Raw genomic sequence first — 18,407 nt, forward strand, 5'->3', positions numbered from 1 at the left:
CCGCCGGGCTTTTTTATTTGTCATCATTTTGCGTTACTCTTGCAGGCCGTTGAGATACAGGGAACGCGTTATGAAAAAAACAGGCTATGGACTACTGGCCGTTGTCGTTATTGCCGCTGCGGCAGGTTTTGGCTACTGGAAGCTGGCCGGAAACCCGGATGCGTTGCGTAAGATTGTGCTTGAGCAATGCCTGCCCAACCAGTTGCAGCATCAAAACCCTGCGCCATGTGTCGAAGTGAAGCCCGATGCTGGATATGTGGTCTTTAAAGATCGCAATGGTCCGCTGCAATATCTGCTGATGCCGACTTATCGCATTAATGGCACCGAGAGCCCGTTGCTGGTAGAACAATACACGCCGAATTTCTTCTGGCTGGCCTGGCAGGCGCGCGATTTCATGAGCCAAAAGTATGGCAAGGATATTCCGGACAGCGTCGTGTCGCTGGCAATCAATTCGCGCAGCGGGCGGACGCAAAACCATTTCCACATCCATATTTCCTGCCTTCGTCCTGATGTCAGAGCGCAACTGGACGCTAACCAGACCAAAATCAGCACCCGCTGGTTACCGCTGCCGGGCGGACTGCGCGGGCATGAGTATCTCGCCCGTCGCGTGACAGAAAGCGAACTGGCGCAGCGCAGTCCGTTTATGATGCTGGCCGAAGAGGTGCCGGAAGCGCGTGAGCGAATGGGTAGCTATGCGCTGGCGCTGGCGCGTCAAAGTGATGACGCTTTTGTTCTGTTGGCCACGCAGCGCAACATGCTGGCGTTTAACCGGGCGTCGGCAGAAGAAATTCAGGATCACGACTGTAAGCTCCTGACTCAGCCCTGATCGCCACGCCGACGGTTGTCGGCGTTTTTTTGCACAATCTCCCACTTCAGGCCAGCGAAGATGTATCGTTGGTTAAAATAATGTGAATTCGATCAAAAAGATATAAAGGTATACCTTTATATCTTTTGTGGTTCCATTACACTCCCTCATAACGCCTGATCCTTGTTTTCTGGGTCATGCGTTAATCATAAAAGCTTTTATTTCACGTAGTTACGTCATCCTTTTTTCGACATTCTTGCGCTGAACGGCGCAAAAGGAATACCGATATGAAATTGTCTATCGTGGAAAAAATAGGTTTCGGCGCCGGGGATATGGCGATCAACGTAGTGATTATTGCCATGCAGCTTCTGCTGGCATATTTCTACACGGATATTTACGGTTTACGGGCAGCGGATGTGGGTGTGCTGCTGGTGGTGGTGCGGATGATCGATGCCATTATCGATCCGGCAATGGGAATGCTGACCGACAAAGTGTCGACCCGCTGGGGACGCTATCGTCCATGGTTGTTATGGTTTGCCATTCCATTTGGCTTCGCCGTCTATCTGATGTTTATCACGCCGGATATGGCGTATATGGCGAAGCTGGCATGGGCCTATTTCACTTACATTCTGATGACGCTGGTTTATACGGCGATCACCATCCCTTATATCTCTCTGATTGGCGTTATCACGGACGATCCGGGCGAGCGTCTGAGCGCCAACGGGTATCGTTTTGTGATGACCAAAATCGCCGCGTTTCTGGTGACGATTGTGGTTCCCATGCTGGCGGTCTGGCTGGGACAGGGCAATAAAGCGCTGGGTTATCAGCTCTCTATGGGCCTGATGGGGGCGATGGGCGCCGTGCTGTTTATCTTCTGCTTTATGACCACCCGCGAACGCAGCGAGCCTGAATTGCCGTCACTGTCCGTCAAACAGCAGTTTGCGAATTTACTACGTAACGACCAGTGGCTGATTCTGGGCGTGGTGATTATGTTGCTGATGTGCGGCTACGTGATCCGCGGTTCGGTCGCGGCCTATTACGCCAAATATTATCTGAATGGCGGTGACAGCCTGATTTCACCGTTCCTGACCGTCGGCGTGGTGGCGTCTATTCTGGCGATGATTGCGACCACGTGGGTGACTAAGTTCTGGGACAAAATAAAAATGTTCCGCTACACCCAACTGATGACCTTCGCGCTGAGTATCGGCATGTATCTTTGCGTCGGGCAGCAGAACCTGATCCTCGCCTTTGTCTTTTACTTTCTCATCAACTTCTTCTGCGACATGCAAATGCCGGTGTTCTGGTCTTCCATCGCGGAGGCCGTCGATTACGGCGAGAAGAAAACCGGGCTGCGCGTTTCCGGACTGGCTTTCGGCGGCATTCTGTTCTTTCAGAAATTCGGGATGGGGATTGCCGGCGGCGTCCTTGGCTTCCTGCTGAGCCACTTCGGCTACCAGGCGGATGTCCAGCAGAGTGCAAGCTCGCTGACCGGGATTGCGCTGATGATGACGCTCATCCCTGCCGTCTTCCATCTGGTGGTTGGCGTGGTGATGAAAAAGTATCTGATCAACAACGATTATTACCGCGATATCCAGAGTGAACTGGCGCAGCGTCAGGCGTGAGGAGGAGCAGATGAGTCATCTCAAAAAAGTCTGGGTGATTGGCGACGCGTCCGTGGATCTGGTGCCGGAAGGCGCGGACACCTACCTGAAATGTCCGGGGGGTGCATCGGCTAACGTCGCCGTTTGCATCGCGCGACTGGGTGGCGACTGTGAATTTATCGGCTGTCTTGGGGAGGATGACGCCGGACGTTTTCTCCGCCAGACGCTGGCAGAAAACGGGGTAGGTGTGGGGTCATTGCGCCTAGACCCACAGCAAACCAGCGCGGTACTGATCGTCAATCTGACGCCAGAAGGCGAGCGCAGTTTTACCTATCTGGTACATCCCGGCGCGGACACTTTTGTCTCGGTGCAGGATTTACCGACTTTCAGCGCCAACGAGTGGTTTTACTTCAGCTCGATTGGCCTGACAGACAGTCCGGCGCGTGAGGCGTGTCTGGAAGGCGCCAGACGCATGAAGACGGCGGGAGGGCACGTCATGTTCGACGTTAACCTGCGCGTCAGCATGTGGCGGGATATCCAGGAAATCGTCCCCTTACTCGCACAATCTATTGCGCTGGCCTCCATCTGCAAGGTCTCTGCGGATGAGCTGTGTTGGCTGGGTAAGGTCGAACGCTGGCAGGACGCACGCTATCTGATGCGTGAACTTGGCTGTGAAACCACCGTTATCTCATTGGGCGATGCAGGGGCGTACCTGGTGACGCCAGAGGGCGAATGCGCGTTCCCTGCCGCGAAAATTTCCGTGGTGGACACCACCGGAGCGGGCGATGCCTTTGTCGGCGGGCTGCTTTATACCCTTTCACAGGCCGCTTCCTGGGACAGTCACTTGCTTGCGCAGGCGATCGGTACAGCCAATGCCTGCGGCGCAATGGTGGTCACGGCAAAAGGGGCGATGACCGCGCTGCCTTATCCTGAACAGCTCGCGGCTTTTCGCGCCAGTCATCCACTGGAAAAAATATGCTAAACCGTTAAGGAGTCATTCATGCACGTTGAAATTAACAAAATACTGGGCTGCCTGATTGGTGCCGCTGCGGCGGACGCGATGGGCGCAGCGACCGAAGTGCGTACTCAGCAACAAATTCGAGAATACTTTGGTGGCTGGGTGACCGGTTTTGAGAAACCGCCCGCCGATACGTTTGGTCGCTGTAACGAAGCCGGAATGTGTACCGATGACTTTATTCAGGCGAAGTACATCATGGACGCCCTGCTACAGCACCATCGTCAGGTGAGCGATGAAGCAATGCGTGAAGCCTTCCAGCGCTGGCTGGCCTATCCGTACTACGCCAATTTTACCGGGCCAACCACCCGGGCCGCGATGAAAGCCATCTTTAACGATAATCGCGTGTCCCTGCAGGGGGAACTGGAAGGTGAGAAACAGTCGGTACAGATTATCAATAAGGGTAATGCGGAAGCCACCAACGGCGCGGCAATGAAGATTTGGCCTGCCGCCGTACTGCATCCTGGCGACATAGAAAAAGCGATTCAGACTGCGCTGGAAATCTGCCGCTTTACCCATAATAACGTACTGGCGATGTCTGGCGCAGCGGCGATGGCGGCAGCAACCAGCGAGGCGTTACAGTCCGTGGCGAGTGCGGAAAGCATCATTGCGGCCGGGATTTACGGCGCTGACAGGGGTTATGCGCTGGCGGCAGAACAGGGCGCGATGATGGTTGCCGGGCCGTCGGTGGCGCGTCGTATTGAACTGGCGGTAGCGATCGGTAAGCGGCACGCCCATTGGGAGACGGCGATTGTTGAGATTGCCGATATCATCGGGTCCGGGTTGCACGTCAGCGAGGCGGTTCCGGCCGCGTTTGGTCTGTTCGCGTGTTGTCCGGATTCGGCCGTTGATGCTATTATTTCCGCCGTTAATATCGGCAATGACACCGATACCGTCGCCACCATGGTTGGGGCACTCTCCGGCGCCTGGCACGGTGCTGATGCTTTTCCTGCCGACTATTTAACTACCGTTAATCGTATGAATCATTTCGATTTGGCTGAACTCGCCAGACAGATTAAAGGGTAGTGCGCTGCCCTGCGGGGGCGGCGACAACCGTCCCCGACTGGCAGACTTTCGAGGTAAATGGCTTGCAGGTTGATAAAACGAGTTTCACTCCGCTGTATAAGCAGTTGTTTTATATCATCTGCCAGCAGATCCAGAACGGCACCCTGCCGCTGGGGAGTCAGTTGCCAACGCAAAAAGCGATCGCCCAAACCTATAATGTGTCGCTGATCGTCGTGAAGCAGGCGTGGAGTGAGTTGATCAACGCCGGTGTGATCACCTCTCAACGCGGAAGTGGTTCCGTGGTGAGCGCGGTGCCGGAAGGCGTAAACTATGGTCATACCTTTCGCGGGATCACCAGCGACCTGCGTGATGCCAGCGTGGCGGTTGAGAACCGCATTCTGGAAATCGCCACACGCCGGGCGCGCGACGCGCAGGAAGATGGTTTAAGCCTGCCGGCCCATCATCACTATCTCTATATTTCTCGGGTGCGATACCTGAACGATCGCCCGTTTAACCACGAGAAAATTTATCTCGATCTCTCCTTCTTTCCGGGATTAACCCTGACAGCGGATGAACTGGCCCATACCTCGCTTTATCACCTGTTGAATGTGAAAAGCGACTCAGCGATCGAAAAGGTCGATGCCATTCTGCCCAGCCCTGATTTATGCGAGAAGCTGCAGATTGCTGAGAACAAACCACTCCTTTCCGTGGCGCGCCAGACGTTTATGGCGGGGGAAGCGCATCCCTTTGAGTATTGCCGCTACTATGTGCTGTCTGACTACTTCGGCGAAATCCATTATCACTGACCCTCTGCTTTTTTAGGGGGAGACGCGCGTTTACAGAAGGGGGATGCCCCCGTATTCTTGTTGAAAAAAACAACAGGAGACAGGCATGTCGCTCTGGTTTTCACATCCTCTGTTTCTGCCCTCGTTGGTGGTGATTGTCACCATCCTGCTCTGGGCAACCTCGCTATTACCGGAATTTATCACTGCGCTGCTGTTCTTCACGGTGGCGATGGTGGCGAAAATCGCCCCACCGGACGTCATCTTTGGCGGCTTTGCCTCCTCGGCGTTCTGGCTGGTATTCAGCGGCTTTGTGCTAGGCGTGGCGATCCGCAAAACCGGACTGGCGGACAGGGCGGCAAGAGCGTTGTCATCACGGCTGACGGAATCCTGGCCGCTGATGGTCTCAAGCGTGGTGCTGCTGAGCTATGCGCTGGCGTTTGTAATGCCCTCTAATATGGGACGTATCGCGCTGCTGATGCCCGTTGTTGCAGCGATGGCGAAGCGTGCCGGGATCCTCGATGGCACCCGTGCGTGGTATGGCCTGGCGCTTGCTGTGGGTTTTGGCACTTTTCAGCTTTCCGCCACCATTTTGCCTGCTAACGTGCCGAATCTCGTGATGAGCGGGGCGGCGGAAGGATCGTACGGTATCCACCTGAACTATCTGCCTTATCTGCTGCTGCATACGCCGGTATTAGGCTGGCTGAAAGGTGGACTGTTGATTGCGCTGATCTGCTGGCTGTTTCCCGGAAAACCCCATGCGCCACGTGAATTCTCACCACCGGAGCCAATGAGCCGCGACGAAAAACGACTGGCCTGGATGCTGGCAGTCGTGCTGGTGATGTGGGTCAGCGAAAGCTGGCATGGCATTGGCCCGGCGTGGACCGGGCTGGCGGCAGCGGTCATCACCCTGTTACCGCGTGTCGGGTTCATCAATGGAGAGGAGTTTTCCACGGGGGTTAACATCCGTACCTGCATTTATGTTGCCGGTATTCTTGGACTGGCGAGTGTAGTGACGCAAACCGGTATTGGCGATGCGGTCGGTGAAGCGCTGCTGCACGTGATGCCGCTGGATCCGGAGAAACCGTTCACCAGTTTTCTCGCCCTGACCGGCATCACCACTGCGCTTAACTTCATTATGACCGCCAACGGCGTTCCGGCGCTGTATACCACTCTGGCGCAGAGCTTTTCTGAGGCAACGCAATTCCCGCTGCTGTCGGTGATTATGATTCAGGTGCTGGGCTATTCAACGCCGCTACTGCCGTATCAGGCATCACCTATTGTGGTGGCGATGGCGTTAGGCAGGGTGCCAGCGAGAGCCGGGCTGCTCCTGTGTCTGGTGCTGGCGCTGACGACGTATCTGATCCTGCTGCCACTGGACTATGCATGGTTTAATCTATTAGGAAAATTGTAGTGTTAATTGCCTGATTATTTTAGTTTTGTGAGAGGGTGGTGAGTTTTACCTGCACGAATGACGGTTAATACTGAAACGCATACTTATGCGCAGGATACTCAAGGATTGAACCATGGATAGATTGACCCCCATTCGCGGTTGGCCCGCCATCATCTCGATGGTTATCACACTGACCATCTGGTTTATCATCCCTTGTCCTGCTGACGTGACGCCACAGGCATGGCATCTGCTGGCGCTGTTTATCGGTACGATTGCGGCCATTATCGGCAAAGCGATGCCCATCGGGGCGATTGCTGTTGTGGCGATCATGCTGGTGGCGATGACCGGTGTGACGAATCCCGGTAAGCCTGCGGCAGCGCTTAACGATGCGCTGAGTGGCTTTTCCAACCAACTGATTTGGCTGATCGGTTTATCGATCATGCTGTCGCAAAGCTTGCTGAAAACAGGACTTGGGGCGCGTATCGGCTACGGATTTATTGCGTTGTTTGGTAAGCGAACCTTAGGTATCGCGTGGGCATTAACCCTCGCGGAAACGCTGATTGCCCCCGTCACCCCAAGTAACACGGCACGCGGCGGCGGCATTATTCACCCGGTGATGCGCGCCATTGCCGACAGCCTTGGATCGCAGCCCGGCAATAGCGAAAATGGCTCAACGGGGCGCTATCTGGCGCTGGTGAATTACAACATTAACCCGATCAGTTCAGCGATGTTCATCACCGCAACCGCCCCTAACCCCCTCATTGTCACCTTTTTGTCCCAGGGAACGGATGGGGTACTGAATATGACCTGGGGGATGTGGGCCATTGCGGCGCTTCTTCCGGCGGTCGTTTCGCTGATTGTGATGCCCATCGTCATCTGGTGGCTCTATCCACCCGCCATTACCCGCACACCCAATGCGCCGCAGTTCGCCCGGCAAAAGCTGGATCTTCTCGGCCCACTGTCGCTGGCGGAAAAAATCACGCTGGCGGTGTTCATTTTGCTGCTCTGCCTGTGGGCTGGCGTTCCCGCGATGATCATGGGCAGCGGCTGGACCGTTAACCCCACCAGTGCGGCGCTGATCGGTTTATCGATTCTGTTGCTGACGGGGGTATTACACTGGGAGGACATCCTTAAGTGCCGCGGTGCCTGGGATACCATTGTCTGGTTTGCCGCGCTGGTGATGATGGCGGATTTCCTCAGCAAACTGGGACTGGTCGGCTGGCTTGCGACCAGTGTAGGGACGGCAATCAATCACCTTGGCGTCCACTGGAGTATTGCGACACTGCTGTTGATCCTGCTTTACGTCTACTCTCATTACTTTTTCGCCAGCACCACGGCGCATATCACGGCCATGTTCTCCGCCTTCTTCATCGCGGGGTTAGGTCTGGGCGCGCCACCGGCCCTGCTGGGGCTGATGCTCGGTTTCTCCTCTTCGCTGATGATGTCGCTCACCCACTACGGTACGGGCACTGCGCCGATTATTTTTGGCTCTGGCTATGCCACTCTGGCGGAATGGTGGAAGACGGGGCTGGTGATGAGTGTGGTAAACCTGACTATCTGGGCGGTGACAGGGGCTTTCTGGTGGCACTGGCTGGGATACTGGTAATACGGGGATAAGTCGGGGGAGAGGTCCCCCCGACTACACAACTTAAGCTTGTTTTGCTGCTTCAGCTGCTTTTACGATCACGGCGAAAGCGTCAGCTTTCAGAGAAGCACCGCCAACCAGCGCGCCGTCGATATCCGGCTGAGTGAACAGTTCTGCCGCGTTAGCTGCGTTTACGGAACCGCCGTACTGGATGATGACCTGCTCAGCAATTTTCGCGTCCGCTTTGGCAATATGATCACGGATAAATTTGTGAACAGCCTGTGCCTGCGCTGGCGTTGCGGATTTGCCGGTGCCGATTGCCCAAACCGGTTCGTAAGCGATAACTACGCCTTCGAATGCCGCAGCACCCTGTGTTTTCAGAACGGCGTCGATCTGACGTGCGCACACTTCTTCTGTTTTGCCCGCTTCGTTTTCAGCTTCGGTTTCACCGATGCACAGAACGGGAGTCAGACCCTGCTCTTTCAGCACAGCGAATTTTTTCGCGATCAGTTCGTCAGACTCTTTGTGGTAAGTACGACGCTCAGAGTGGCCGATGATGATGTACTGTGCGCCGATGTCTTTCAGCATTTCAGCACTTGTTTCACCGGTAAATGCGCCGGACAGGTTCAGGTCAACGTTCTGTGCGCCCAGGAGGATGTGGCTACCGGCCGCAGCATGTTTTGCCAGATCGATATACATTTCTGGCGGTGCGATCGCTACCGCACAGCCAGCGACGCCAGCCAGCTCTTTACGCAGGTTAGCAATCAGTTCGTTTACCATGTGGCGGCTGCCGTTCAGTTTCCAGTTACCCATCACTAAAGGATGTCGCATTTCTATTCTCCACGCTTTGTCAGCGAATTAAGGAAGATGGCCGCCCCGCAGGGCAGCATGGTCTGTGAAACAGTATAGAGATCACTCCCCGGAAAGGCTTTGCTTTTTATCATCAATTGGGCCCGTCCAGATTTTCAGATAACGCCAGCTTAATCGGTTCAACCGCGAAGGTCAGCCCCTTTTCGCCGTTATCTGCGACAACATAGCGAATTGCGCCTTCGGTCTCCGCGTAATAGCGCTTATTTTTCCCCGACGTAAGCAGCTTTTGCAGCTTTTTCTGGCTCTGCTCTTTGGTCAATAAGGGGGCGACCGTGCGGATCACTGCCGCCATATATTCCTGCGCTTTAGCTTTCGCCGCTTTCTGTTCCGGCCCCTGAATCGGCAGCCAGGTTATCTGCATGCTCTTAATCTTCAGCGTTCCGCGCTCAAGAGCGGTCGAGGCGTACAGGTTTTCATTTATTTTGCTGGCCGCACGGGTGAGGTTGGCTTTGTCGCGACTACTGTCGATGGCGCGGAATTCATTTAAGGTAAGCTTCGGATTTTGCGTATTAAAGTTTTCGCGAAACTGGCTGATCGAAAGGTCAAACGTGGGGGCACCGGCGAGTAAATACGGTGCGGTGGTGGCCGCCAATGGCTCAGCCGCCAGCGCCGGAGGGCTGGAGAGCATCGCAGAAAACAATAATAAAAACAGTGAACATCCTGGCTTCATCAATCTTACCTTTCGTTATGACTGTCCACGATTAAAACGATAACCGTCTGGCTTGTCAAAAGGGTAAACTGTCGAAGATAGTCATTTTAAAGGAACAGACATGACCCTACAGCAGTGGTTATTCTCATTTAAAGGGCGTATTGGACGCCGTGATTTCTGGATCTGGATTGCGCTGTGGATTGTCAGCATGGTGGTTCTGTTTTCGCTCGAGAGTCAAAAATTACTTCCCGATCAGATTGCTCCCTTTGCCCTGGTGTGTCTGCTCTGGCCGACGGCAGCGGTTACGGTGAAACGTCTGCACGATCGTGGGCGTTCGGGGCTGTGGGCGTTATTGATTATTCTTGCCTGGATGCTGTTAGCCGGTAACTGGGCTATTCTGCCGGGGATGTGGCAATGGGTGGTCGGACGGTTTGCGCCGACGCTTATCCTCATCATGACTCTTATCGACCTGGGGGCGTTTGTTGGCACCCAGGGCGAAAATAAATACGGTAAAGACACGCAGGATGTCGCGTTTAAATCAGCGCCCTGAACCGTATTACCAGTAATGCTCGGCGGTCATATGGCCTGGCCGGCGACGAAGGTGTTTCGTCATCTGCCGGGTCTCTTTCAGCAACTGCTGTGTGTCGCGAACCATTTGCGGATTTCCACACAGCATCACATGGCTGGTCTCTTTATCCATCGGTAAGCCTACCGCTTTTTCCAGTTCGCCACTTTCAATCAATGCCGGAATGCGGCCGGTCAGTGAACCCGCGACGGTCTCCCGGCTCACCACCGTCTGGATCCGCAGTTTGCCTTCGTAGCGCTTTTGCAGCGCCTGCATCAGCGGCAGGTAGCTTAAATCGGCGGCGTATCGTGCGGCGTGGACCAGTACCAGATTTTTGAAACGTTCGAGATCGTTACCCAGTTGCAGAATCGATAAATAGGGACCAATGGCGGTGCCCGTTGCCAGCATCCATAACGTGTCGCAGTCCGGTACTTCGTCAAGCACAAAGAAACCGGTGGCTTCGCTCACTACCTGTACTTCGTCGCCGGGCTTGAGTGCCGCCAGACGTGGGCTTAGCTTACCGTCAGGCACGGTGACCAGGTAAAACTCCAGATCGGGATTGTCAGGGGCATTCACATACGAGTAGGCACGCTGGACGCGCTCGCCGTCAATCTCAAGACCGAGTTTGGTAAATTGACCTGCGGTGAAGGGATGAACGGGGGCGTGAACGGTCAGACTAAACAGAGCATCAGTCCAGTTCTGTACCTTTGTGACTTTGCCTGTTACCCAATCTGCCATGGTTTTCTCCTGTACGGGTCTCGTTCCCTTATCTTCGTTCGTTGGCGGAAAGATTTCCAGCCCGGAGGGGCTGGAAGGCTCGAACGAACAAATCAGTTACAGGATGTGCGCCTGCACGTCCGGGTCTTTACGGTCGAGATAGTGGATCGACTGAATACGGCGGATGGTGCGTGACTTACCGCGGATCAGCAGCGTTTCGGTGGTCGCGATATTACCTTTACGGCTGATCCCTTCCAGCAGATCGCCTTTGGTGATGCCGGTTGCGGAGAAAATAACATTATCGCTGCGCGCCATTTCATCCAGACGCAGCGCTTTACCCGCCTCGATGCCCATTGCCTGGCAGCGTGCCAGCTCTTGTTCGCCAATGCGACGGTTCTCTTCGCTGTCGCCTTTGACATCATGACGTGCCAGCAGACGGCCCTGCATGTCACCATCCAGTGCGCGGATCACCGCGGCGGACACCACGCCTTCCGGCGCACCGCCAATCCCGTACAGCACATCCACTTCGCTGTCCGGCATGCAGGTCAGAATGGACGCGGCAACATCGCCATCAGGAATCGCGAATACGCGCACGCCAAGCTTCGCCATCTCTGCGATCACGTCATCATGACGCGGTTTCGCCAGAATCGTCACCGTCAGTTCGCTCAGCGGTTTGCCCAGCGCGTTGGCGACATTGCGCAGGTTCTCTTCCAGCGGCAGATTGAGATCGATGCTGCCTTTTGCGCCCGGTCCGACAATCAGCTTTTCCATATACATGTCAGGTGCGTTCAGGAAGCAACCCTTGTCACCCACGGCCAGAACGGCCAACGCGTTGGCCTGGCCCATCGCCGTCATTCGTGTGCCTTCAATGGGGTCGACGGCAATATCCACCGCGTCGCCGCGACCGGTACCGACTTTCTCACCGATGTAGAGCATCGGCGCTTCGTCGATCTCGCCTTCCCCGATCACGATGGTCCCGTCAATGTTGACCTGGTTTAGCATTATGCGCATGGCGTTAACCGCCGCGCCGTCGGCGGTGTTTTTGTCACCGCGTCCTAACCATTTGTAGCCAGCCAGCGCCGCCGCTTCGGTTACGCGGGAAAATTCGATGGCAAGTTCTCGTCTCATAGCAAACTCGTAGCAGAAAGGAATGGCGCGAAGTGTAGCACAGGGGAGAGGGGGAAATTATTGATATCAGAGGGTGAGTGTGCGGGGTTGTCCCCGCACCGTAATCTCATCCGTAGGCCGGATAAGACGCTTTCGCATCGTTATCCGGCAATTCGCGATTACTCTTCGTGGTCTTCCCACGCCAGCGCGCGTTTGACCGCTTTCTTCCAGCCGCTGTAACGGTAGTTACGCTCGGTGGTTTCGATGCCAGGGCGGAATTCACGTTCGATGACCGCTTTTTCCTGCAGTTCATCAAGGTTCTGCCAGAAACCGACTGCCAGACCGGCCAGGTAGGCCGCACCCAACGCCGTGACTTCACGCACTTCCGGACGCTCAACGCGCGTGCCAAGAATGTCAGACTGGAACTGCATCAGGAAGTTGTTGGCGACCGCGCCACCGTCCACGCGCAGGGCGTGCAGGCGAATGCCGGAGTCTGCCTGCATCGCTTCCAGTACGTCGCGGGTCTGGTAGGCAATAGATTCCAGCGTTGCACGGATGATGTGGTTGGCGTTCACACCACGGGTCAAGCCGAAGATCGCGCCACGCGCATACGGGTCCCAGTACGGCGCGCCCAGGCCGGTGAAGGCGGGGACGACGTACACGCCGTTAGTGTCCTTCACTTTGGTCGCGAAATACTCGGAATCGAAGGCGTCGCTGATGAGCTTCATTTCATCACGCAGCCACTGAATAGAAGCGCCCGCCATAAACACAGCGCCTTCCAGCGCATAGTTCACTTCCCCGGTCGGGCCGCAGGCGATGGTGGTCAACAGGCCGTTTTCGGATTTCACCGCTTTTTCGCCGGTGTTCATCAGCATAAAGCAGCCGGTACCGTAGGTGTTTTTCGCCATCCCTTCCTTCACGCACAGCTGGCCGAACAGTGCAGCCTGCTGGTCACCGGCGATACCGGAGATCGGAATACGCGTGCCGCCTTTACCGCCGATGTTGGTCTGACCGTAGACCTCGGAAGAACGGCGCACTTCCGGCAGCATGGCGCGTGGAATATCCAGCGCATCCAGCATCTTGTCGTCCCAGTCCAGCGTGTGGATGTTGAAGAGCATGGTACGCGAGGCGTTGGTGTAATCCGTTACGTGTACGCGTCCCTGGGTCATTTTCCAGATAAGCCAGGTATCAACGGTACCGAACAGCAGTTCGCCGCGACGTGCGCGCTCACGAGAGCCTTCGACGTGGTCGAGGATCCACTTCACTTTGGTGCCGGAAAAATACGGGTCAATGACCAGACCCGTGTTATTGCGGATGTACTCTTCCATGCCATCGCGCTTCAGATGTTCGCAGATATCCGAGGTACGACGGCACTGCCAGACAATCGCATTATAGATAGGTTTACCGGTCTCACGTTCCCAGACGATGGTCGTTTCACGCTGGTTAGTAATCCCGATAGCTGCAATCTGATCGGAACTGATGTCCGCTTTCGCCAGGACTTCCACCAGGGTAGAGCTCTGCGTTGCCCAGATTTCCATCGGGTCGTGTTCTACCCAGCCTGCTTTCGGGTAGATCTGCTCAAATTCGCGCTGTGAGACGCTTACGATATTGGCATCATGATCCATCACGACGGCGCGGGAGCTGGTGGTTCCCTGGTCGAGCGCAACGATATATTTTTTCTCAGTCATAATTATTTGTCCCGTAGTCACATTACAGCGAAGCTTTTTGTTGTGAAGTGGTCGTGGTTTCCTTCTCTTCCACGGCACAGATATCGCACGGCAAATGGCGACCGATCAGCTTGCGATAGGCGAAAGCGCCCAAAATAGCACCAACGATGGGGCCAAACAGCGGCACCAGGAAGTAAGGAATATCTTTGCCACCGGTGAAGGCGACATTACCCCAGCCTGCAAGCCAGGCGAACGCTTTCGGACCGATGTCACGTGCCGGGTTCATCGCAAACCCGGTCAGTGGGCCCATGGATGCGCCGATAACCGCAATCAGTAAACCAATCAACAAAGGAGCCAGTGGGCCACGCGGTACACCGTTACCGTCATCAGTCAGCGCCAGAATAAGCCCCATCAGGATAGCGGTAATCACCATTTCAACCGCGAAGGCCTGCACAAAATTGATATGTGGGTTGGGATACGTTGAGAAAGTGCCGGCCAGATCAACACTCTCAATGCTGCCACGTACAATGTGGTGCGTTTGTTCGAAGTCGGCGAAAAGATTGTAGTAAAGCCCGTAAACTAACGCCGCTGCGCAAAAGGCACCGGCAAATTGAGAAAGGATAAAAGGAACAACTTTGCGCTTGTCGAAACACGCAAACAGCCACAACGCGATAGTGACTGCCGGGTTGAGATGTGCGCCAGACACCCCTGCGGTCAGGTAGATAGCCATGGCTACCCCCAATCCCCAGATGACGCTGATTTCCCACTGTCCAAAAGACGCACCCGCGACTTTAAGCGCAGCGACACACCCCACACCGAAGAAAATCAACAACCCGGTACCGAGGAATTCAGCAATGCACTGGCCTTTTAAGGTTGATGTTTGACTCATAATCGGATCCTGAAGAGTTTAATGTTTATTGTATGCGAGGAGGTCACTGACGTCCGCGATGCCCTGTAGGCACACTGTTAATTTATCGTTAACGAGCACAAACGAGAAATATCGAACTTAAAATGTGTGTGCTCCGTCAATAAAATGAGCGTTTTCGCGCCATGAGGCGCGTTTTGTTATACAAAAATAGTGTGAGCTGAATCATTTCATTAACCAAAGCGTTAACACTTAAGGGTTAGGCCGTCAATGTCTGTAAGAGTCGACTGAAAAGTGTTGCAAACCGCAATCAGCGCGGGATGCCGCTGGACAGGGAGAGCGGGGCTTCATACAATCGGCACTATATATTGTGCGCGTTCACGTGAAGCGTCGCCTTGCAATTCAGGAGAGTATGACCATGTCTTTAGAAGTGTTTGAGAAACTGGAAGCAAAAGTACAGCAGGCGATTGATACCATCACCTTGTTGCAGATGGAAATTGAAGAGCTGAAAGAGAAGAACAGCTCGCTGGCGCAGGAAGTGCAATCTGCCCAGCACAGCCGTGAAGAGCTCGAGCGCGAAAATCAGTCTCTGAAAGAACAGCAGAATGGCTGGCAGGATCGTTTGCAGGCATTGCTGGGCCGCATGGAAGAAGTCTAATCCTCGTCATCTTTCACGTTATGGCGGCGTTGGCTGCGCGTATTCACCCCGGTCACGTAGTTTACTCCTGGGGATTCATTCGCTTGCCGCCTTGCCCTAACGCGAAATCTTTAGAGGATTCCTGAGCAAGTAGCTTGTAGGCCGGATAAGGCGCAAGCCGCCATCCAGTACCCCGCGATAACCAATAAAAAAGGCACCTTACGGTGCCTTTTTCGATCACTCGATATCGAGCGGGTCTTCGGAGAGGATGATTCCGGTGTTATCGGCGTACAGATGGTCGCCGGAGAAGAAGGTCACGCCGCCGAAATTGACGCGGACATCGCTTTCCCCAATCCCTTCGCCTGCTGCACCTACCGGAATCGCGGCAATCGCCTGAATGCCGATGTCCAGCTCTTCCAGATCGTCTACCTGACGCACCGCGCCGTAGATGACCAGACCTTCCCATTCATTTTGTACAGCCAGACGCGCCAGTTCGGCGTCGACCAGCGCACGACGGACAGAACCGCCGCCATCGACCAGCAGAATGCGACCACGGCCATTTTGTTCGAGCAGATCGTACAGCAACCCGTTGTCCTCGAAACATTTCACCGTGACGATTTGTCCGCCAAACGACGACCGTCCTCCAAAGTTAGAGAACAGTGGTTCCACGACGTTGACATCTTCTTGATAGATGTCACAAAGCTCGGAAGTATCGTATTTCATAGGCTTAACGTTCAGTTGCTGCGAGAATTTTTAGTATATCGCGCTATGCGTACTGTTGGCAAAATCATCAATTGTTAATTGATATTTGTCAGTTATCTTGCCCACTGACTTAAGAAAATCCCGACAACAAACAGCAGGTTAGTCAGCAACGCGGCTTTTACCGTACGTTCAAGCATTGGGCGCATCGCTGCTGGTTCCATCTGGCGCATCACGTAACGCGCCTGTTTTACCAGTACCGGTGCGGCCAGCAGGAACAACCAACCCCACGGACTTTGCAGCGAAAGCAGGTTAAACAGCGCCAGGCAGATCAGCGTGCCTATCAGCAAGCAAGCGTGGTAACGACGGGCATTTACGGCGCCGAGGCGGACAACCAGCGTGTTCTTGCCGTTTTCCCGGTCACTGTTGATATCGCGCAGATTATTGATGTTAAGCACGGCGGTGGCCAGCAGACCGCAGGCGGTAGCTGGAAGGATTAACGCCGGGATCAGTGTATGCGCCTGCAGATACCAACTCCCCATCACGCTCAACCAGCCAAAGAAGACCAGCACGGAAATATCGCCCAGACCGATATAGCCATAAGGACGATTGCCCACGGTATAGGTGATGGCGGCAATGATCGACAGTACGCCAAGCACCAGGAAGCCGACAAAATCCGCCGGCGTGCGGCATGCCACCGCAACCAGCGACAGACCGGACACGCAAATGAGTACCACGGTGATGATCAGCGCGCGCTTCATCTCCTGTTGGGTGATCACCCCTTTTTGCATCCCACGCAGCGGCCCAATGCGATCCGGCTTATCGCTGCCTTTAACGGCATCACCATAGTCGTTGGCGAGATTTGACAGGATTTGCAGAAGCCCTGCCGTAATGAGCGCCAGCAAGGCGACCAGCGGATCAAAATATCCCTGCCACCATGCCAGGGCAGTACCGACGATGATCGCCGCGAAGGCGAGCGGTAGAGTCTTGGGTCGTAAACTTTCCAGCCAGGCCTGGGAGCGGCTAATTTGTTGTTGTTCAGTCATATTTAGCGCCAATAAAAATGGGGCCTTTCAGCCCCATCAACAATGATGAAAATGCAGTGAACGCGATTATAGGATAAAACGGCTCAGATCTTCATCTGCGACCAGCGCATCCAGATGTTTGCTCACATAATCCGCATCAATTGTTATGCTTTGACCGTTCAAATCGCTCGCATCATAGGAAATATCTTCCATCAGACGCTCCAGAACGGTGTGCAGACGACGGGCACCGATGTTTTCGGTGGTCTCGTTAACCTGCCATGCTGCTTCAGCAATACGCTTGATACCGGATTCCGTAAACTCAATGTTGACGCCTTCGGTCGCCATTAGCGCTTTGTACTGCACGGTAACAGAAGCGTTAGGTTCCGTCAGAATACGTTCGAAGTCGCTGGTAGTCAGCGCCTGCAGCTCTACGCGAATCGGCAGACGACCCTGCAGTTCCGGGATCAGATCGGACGGTTTTGCCACCTGGAATGCGCCAGAGGCGATAAACAAAATGTGGTCGGTTTTGACCATACCGTGTTTGGTCGAGACGGTGCAGCCTTCAACCAGCGGCAGCAGGTCGCGCTGTACGCCTTCACGGGACACGTCCGGACCCGAGGATTCGCCGCGCTTACAGATTTTGTCGATTTCGTCGATAAACACGATCCCATGCTGCTCAACGGCGTCGATAGCTTCCTGTTTCAGCTCTTCCGGGTTCACCAGTTTGGCCGCTTCTTCTTCAATCAGCAGCTTCATCGCGTCTTTGATTTTCAGCTTACGCGCTTTCTGCTTCTGTCCACCCAGGTTCTGGAACATGGACTGCAGTTGGCTGGTCATCTCTTCCATTCCCGGAGGCGCCATGATTTCCACGCCCATCGGTGCGGCGGCAAGATCGATCTCGATTTCTTTATCGTCGAGCTGGCCTTCACGCAGTTTTTTACGGAACGCCTGACGCGCAGCGGACGGTTCAGACTGTTGCTCCGCCTGGCCCCAGTTATTTTTCGCCGGTGGGATCAGCACATCAAGAATGCGCTCTTCTGCCATCTCTTCCGCACGATAGCGGTTCTTTTCGATCGCCTGGACGCGAACCATTTTAATGGCGGCATCGGTCAGATCGCGGATGATAGAGTCGACTTCTTTACCGACATAACCCACTTCGGTGAATTTTGTTGCTTCCACTTTAATGAACGGCGCGTTGGCAAGCTTTGCCAGACGACGGGCGATTTCGGTTTTACCGACACCGGTTGGGCCGATCATCAGAATGTTTTTCGGTGTAACTTCATGGCGCAGCTCTTCGTCGAGCTGCATGCGGCGCCAGCGGTTACGCAGTGCAATCGCCACGGAACGCTTGGCGTTATCCTGGCCGATGATGTGCTTGTTCAGTTCGCTGACGATTTCGCGTGGGGTCATTTCAGACATG

The 18,407-nt window shown here is 54.7% G+C and carries 18 protein-coding genes; 9 read left to right on the forward strand and 9 right to left on the reverse strand.

Annotation, left to right across the window (positions count from 1 at the left end):
- Positions 1-70 precede the first annotated feature (70 nt).
- The 7 genes from C2U53_RS10875 to C2U53_RS10905 all read left to right on the forward strand — a co-directional run bounded on the left by C2U53_RS10875 (position 71) and on the right by C2U53_RS10905 (position 8,207).
- Positions 71-826, forward strand: a complete 756-nt coding sequence (locus C2U53_RS10875) for a CDP-diacylglycerol diphosphatase (protein WP_042998910.1) — start codon at positions 71-73, stop codon at positions 824-826.
- Positions 827-1,092: 266 nt separating this feature from the next.
- A complete protein-coding gene (locus C2U53_RS10880) occupies positions 1,093-2,427 on the forward strand; it encodes an MFS transporter (RefSeq protein WP_042998911.1) in 1,335 nt (444 codons plus the stop codon).
- A 10-nt stretch (positions 2,428-2,437) separates the two neighbouring features.
- Positions 2,438-3,388: an aminoimidazole riboside kinase gene (locus C2U53_RS10885; RefSeq protein ID WP_044265202.1), complete on the forward strand. Its 951-nt coding sequence runs from the start codon at positions 2,438-2,440 to the stop codon at positions 3,386-3,388.
- 18 nt (positions 3,389-3,406) lie between these two features.
- A complete protein-coding gene (locus C2U53_RS10890; RefSeq protein WP_042998913.1) occupies positions 3,407-4,447 on the forward strand; it encodes an ADP-ribosylglycohydrolase family protein in 1,041 nt (346 codons plus the stop codon).
- A 62-nt stretch (positions 4,448-4,509) separates the two neighbouring features.
- Complete coding sequence (locus C2U53_RS10895; RefSeq protein ID WP_104445895.1) at positions 4,510-5,232, forward strand: GntR family transcriptional regulator; 723 nt, start codon at positions 4,510-4,512, stop codon at positions 5,230-5,232.
- An 85-nt stretch (positions 5,233-5,317) separates the two neighbouring features.
- On the forward strand, positions 5,318-6,622 hold the full coding sequence (locus C2U53_RS10900; protein WP_042998914.1) for an SLC13 family permease: 1,305 nt from the start codon (positions 5,318-5,320) through the stop codon (positions 6,620-6,622).
- 112 nt (positions 6,623-6,734) lie between these two features.
- Positions 6,735-8,207: a DASS family sodium-coupled anion symporter gene (locus C2U53_RS10905; RefSeq protein ID WP_090050662.1), complete on the forward strand. Its 1,473-nt coding sequence runs from the start codon at positions 6,735-6,737 to the stop codon at positions 8,205-8,207.
- Positions 8,208-8,249: 42 nt separating this feature from the next.
- On the opposite strand, the gene tpiA is transcribed toward C2U53_RS10905, so the two are convergent.
- Positions 8,250-9,017, reverse strand: coding sequence for a triose-phosphate isomerase (gene tpiA, locus C2U53_RS10910; protein WP_042325562.1), 768 nt, complete (start codon positions 9,015-9,017; stop codon positions 8,250-8,252).
- Between the two features lie 112 nt (positions 9,018-9,129).
- On the reverse strand, positions 9,130-9,726 hold the full coding sequence (locus C2U53_RS10915; protein ID WP_044257465.1) for a YiiQ family protein: 597 nt from the start codon (positions 9,724-9,726) through the stop codon (positions 9,130-9,132).
- Between the two features lie 100 nt (positions 9,727-9,826).
- Here C2U53_RS10915 and C2U53_RS10920 point away from each other — a divergent pair, with 100 nt between their 5' ends.
- Positions 9,827-10,255 carry a DUF805 domain-containing protein gene (locus tag C2U53_RS10920; RefSeq protein ID WP_042998919.1) on the forward strand — a complete coding sequence of 143 codons (429 nt, stop codon included), beginning with the start codon at positions 9,827-9,829 and terminating at the stop codon, positions 10,253-10,255.
- A 6-nt stretch (positions 10,256-10,261) separates the two neighbouring features.
- Here the strand turns inward: C2U53_RS10920 and fpr are convergent, their stop codons facing one another.
- From fpr to glpF, 4 genes are all read right to left on the reverse strand, one after another.
- Positions 10,262-11,008 (reverse strand): ferredoxin--NADP(+) reductase, encoded by a 747-nt coding sequence (fpr, locus tag C2U53_RS10925; RefSeq protein ID WP_042998920.1) that lies wholly within the window; start codon positions 11,006-11,008, stop codon positions 10,262-10,264.
- Between the two features lie 96 nt (positions 11,009-11,104).
- On the reverse strand, positions 11,105-12,115 hold the full coding sequence (gene glpX / locus C2U53_RS10930; protein ID WP_042998921.1) for a class II fructose-bisphosphatase: 1,011 nt from the start codon (positions 12,113-12,115) through the stop codon (positions 11,105-11,107).
- A gap of 158 nt (positions 12,116-12,273) precedes the next feature.
- The gene (glpK, locus tag C2U53_RS10935) at positions 12,274-13,782 is read right to left on the reverse strand and encodes a glycerol kinase GlpK (RefSeq protein ID WP_042998922.1); all 1,509 of its coding nucleotides are present in this window, start codon (positions 13,780-13,782) and stop codon (positions 12,274-12,276) included.
- 22 nt (positions 13,783-13,804) lie between these two features.
- Positions 13,805-14,650 (reverse strand): glycerol uptake facilitator protein GlpF, encoded by an 846-nt coding sequence (gene glpF, locus C2U53_RS10940; RefSeq protein WP_042998923.1) that lies wholly within the window; start codon positions 14,648-14,650, stop codon positions 13,805-13,807.
- 388 nt (positions 14,651-15,038) lie between these two features.
- On the opposite strand from glpF, the gene zapB reads away from it, so the two are divergent.
- Complete coding sequence (gene zapB / locus C2U53_RS10945; RefSeq protein ID WP_090050665.1) at positions 15,039-15,284, forward strand: septal ring assembly protein ZapB; 246 nt, start codon at positions 15,039-15,041, stop codon at positions 15,282-15,284.
- A 216-nt stretch (positions 15,285-15,500) separates the two neighbouring features.
- Here zapB and rraA read toward each other — a convergent pair whose 3' ends face one another.
- The 3 genes from rraA to hslU all read right to left on the reverse strand — a co-directional run bounded on the left by rraA (position 15,501) and on the right by hslU (position 18,406).
- Complete coding sequence (gene rraA / locus C2U53_RS10950; protein WP_042998924.1) at positions 15,501-15,986, reverse strand: ribonuclease E activity regulator RraA; 486 nt, start codon at positions 15,984-15,986, stop codon at positions 15,501-15,503.
- Between the two features lie 92 nt (positions 15,987-16,078).
- Entirely contained in the window at positions 16,079-17,008 is a 930-nt protein-coding gene (menA, locus tag C2U53_RS10955; protein WP_042998925.1) for a 1,4-dihydroxy-2-naphthoate polyprenyltransferase, read from the reverse strand.
- A 66-nt stretch (positions 17,009-17,074) separates the two neighbouring features.
- Positions 17,075-18,406 (reverse strand): HslU--HslV peptidase ATPase subunit, encoded by a 1,332-nt coding sequence (gene hslU, locus C2U53_RS10960; RefSeq protein WP_044257468.1) that lies wholly within the window; start codon positions 18,404-18,406, stop codon positions 17,075-17,077.
- Position 18,407 lies beyond the last annotated feature (1 nt).

The sequence above is a fragment of the Citrobacter sp. CFNIH10 genome (assembly GCF_002934585.1).
In the GTDB taxonomy this organism is placed as follows: domain Bacteria; phylum Pseudomonadota; class Gammaproteobacteria; order Enterobacterales; family Enterobacteriaceae; genus Citrobacter_A; species Citrobacter_A amalonaticus.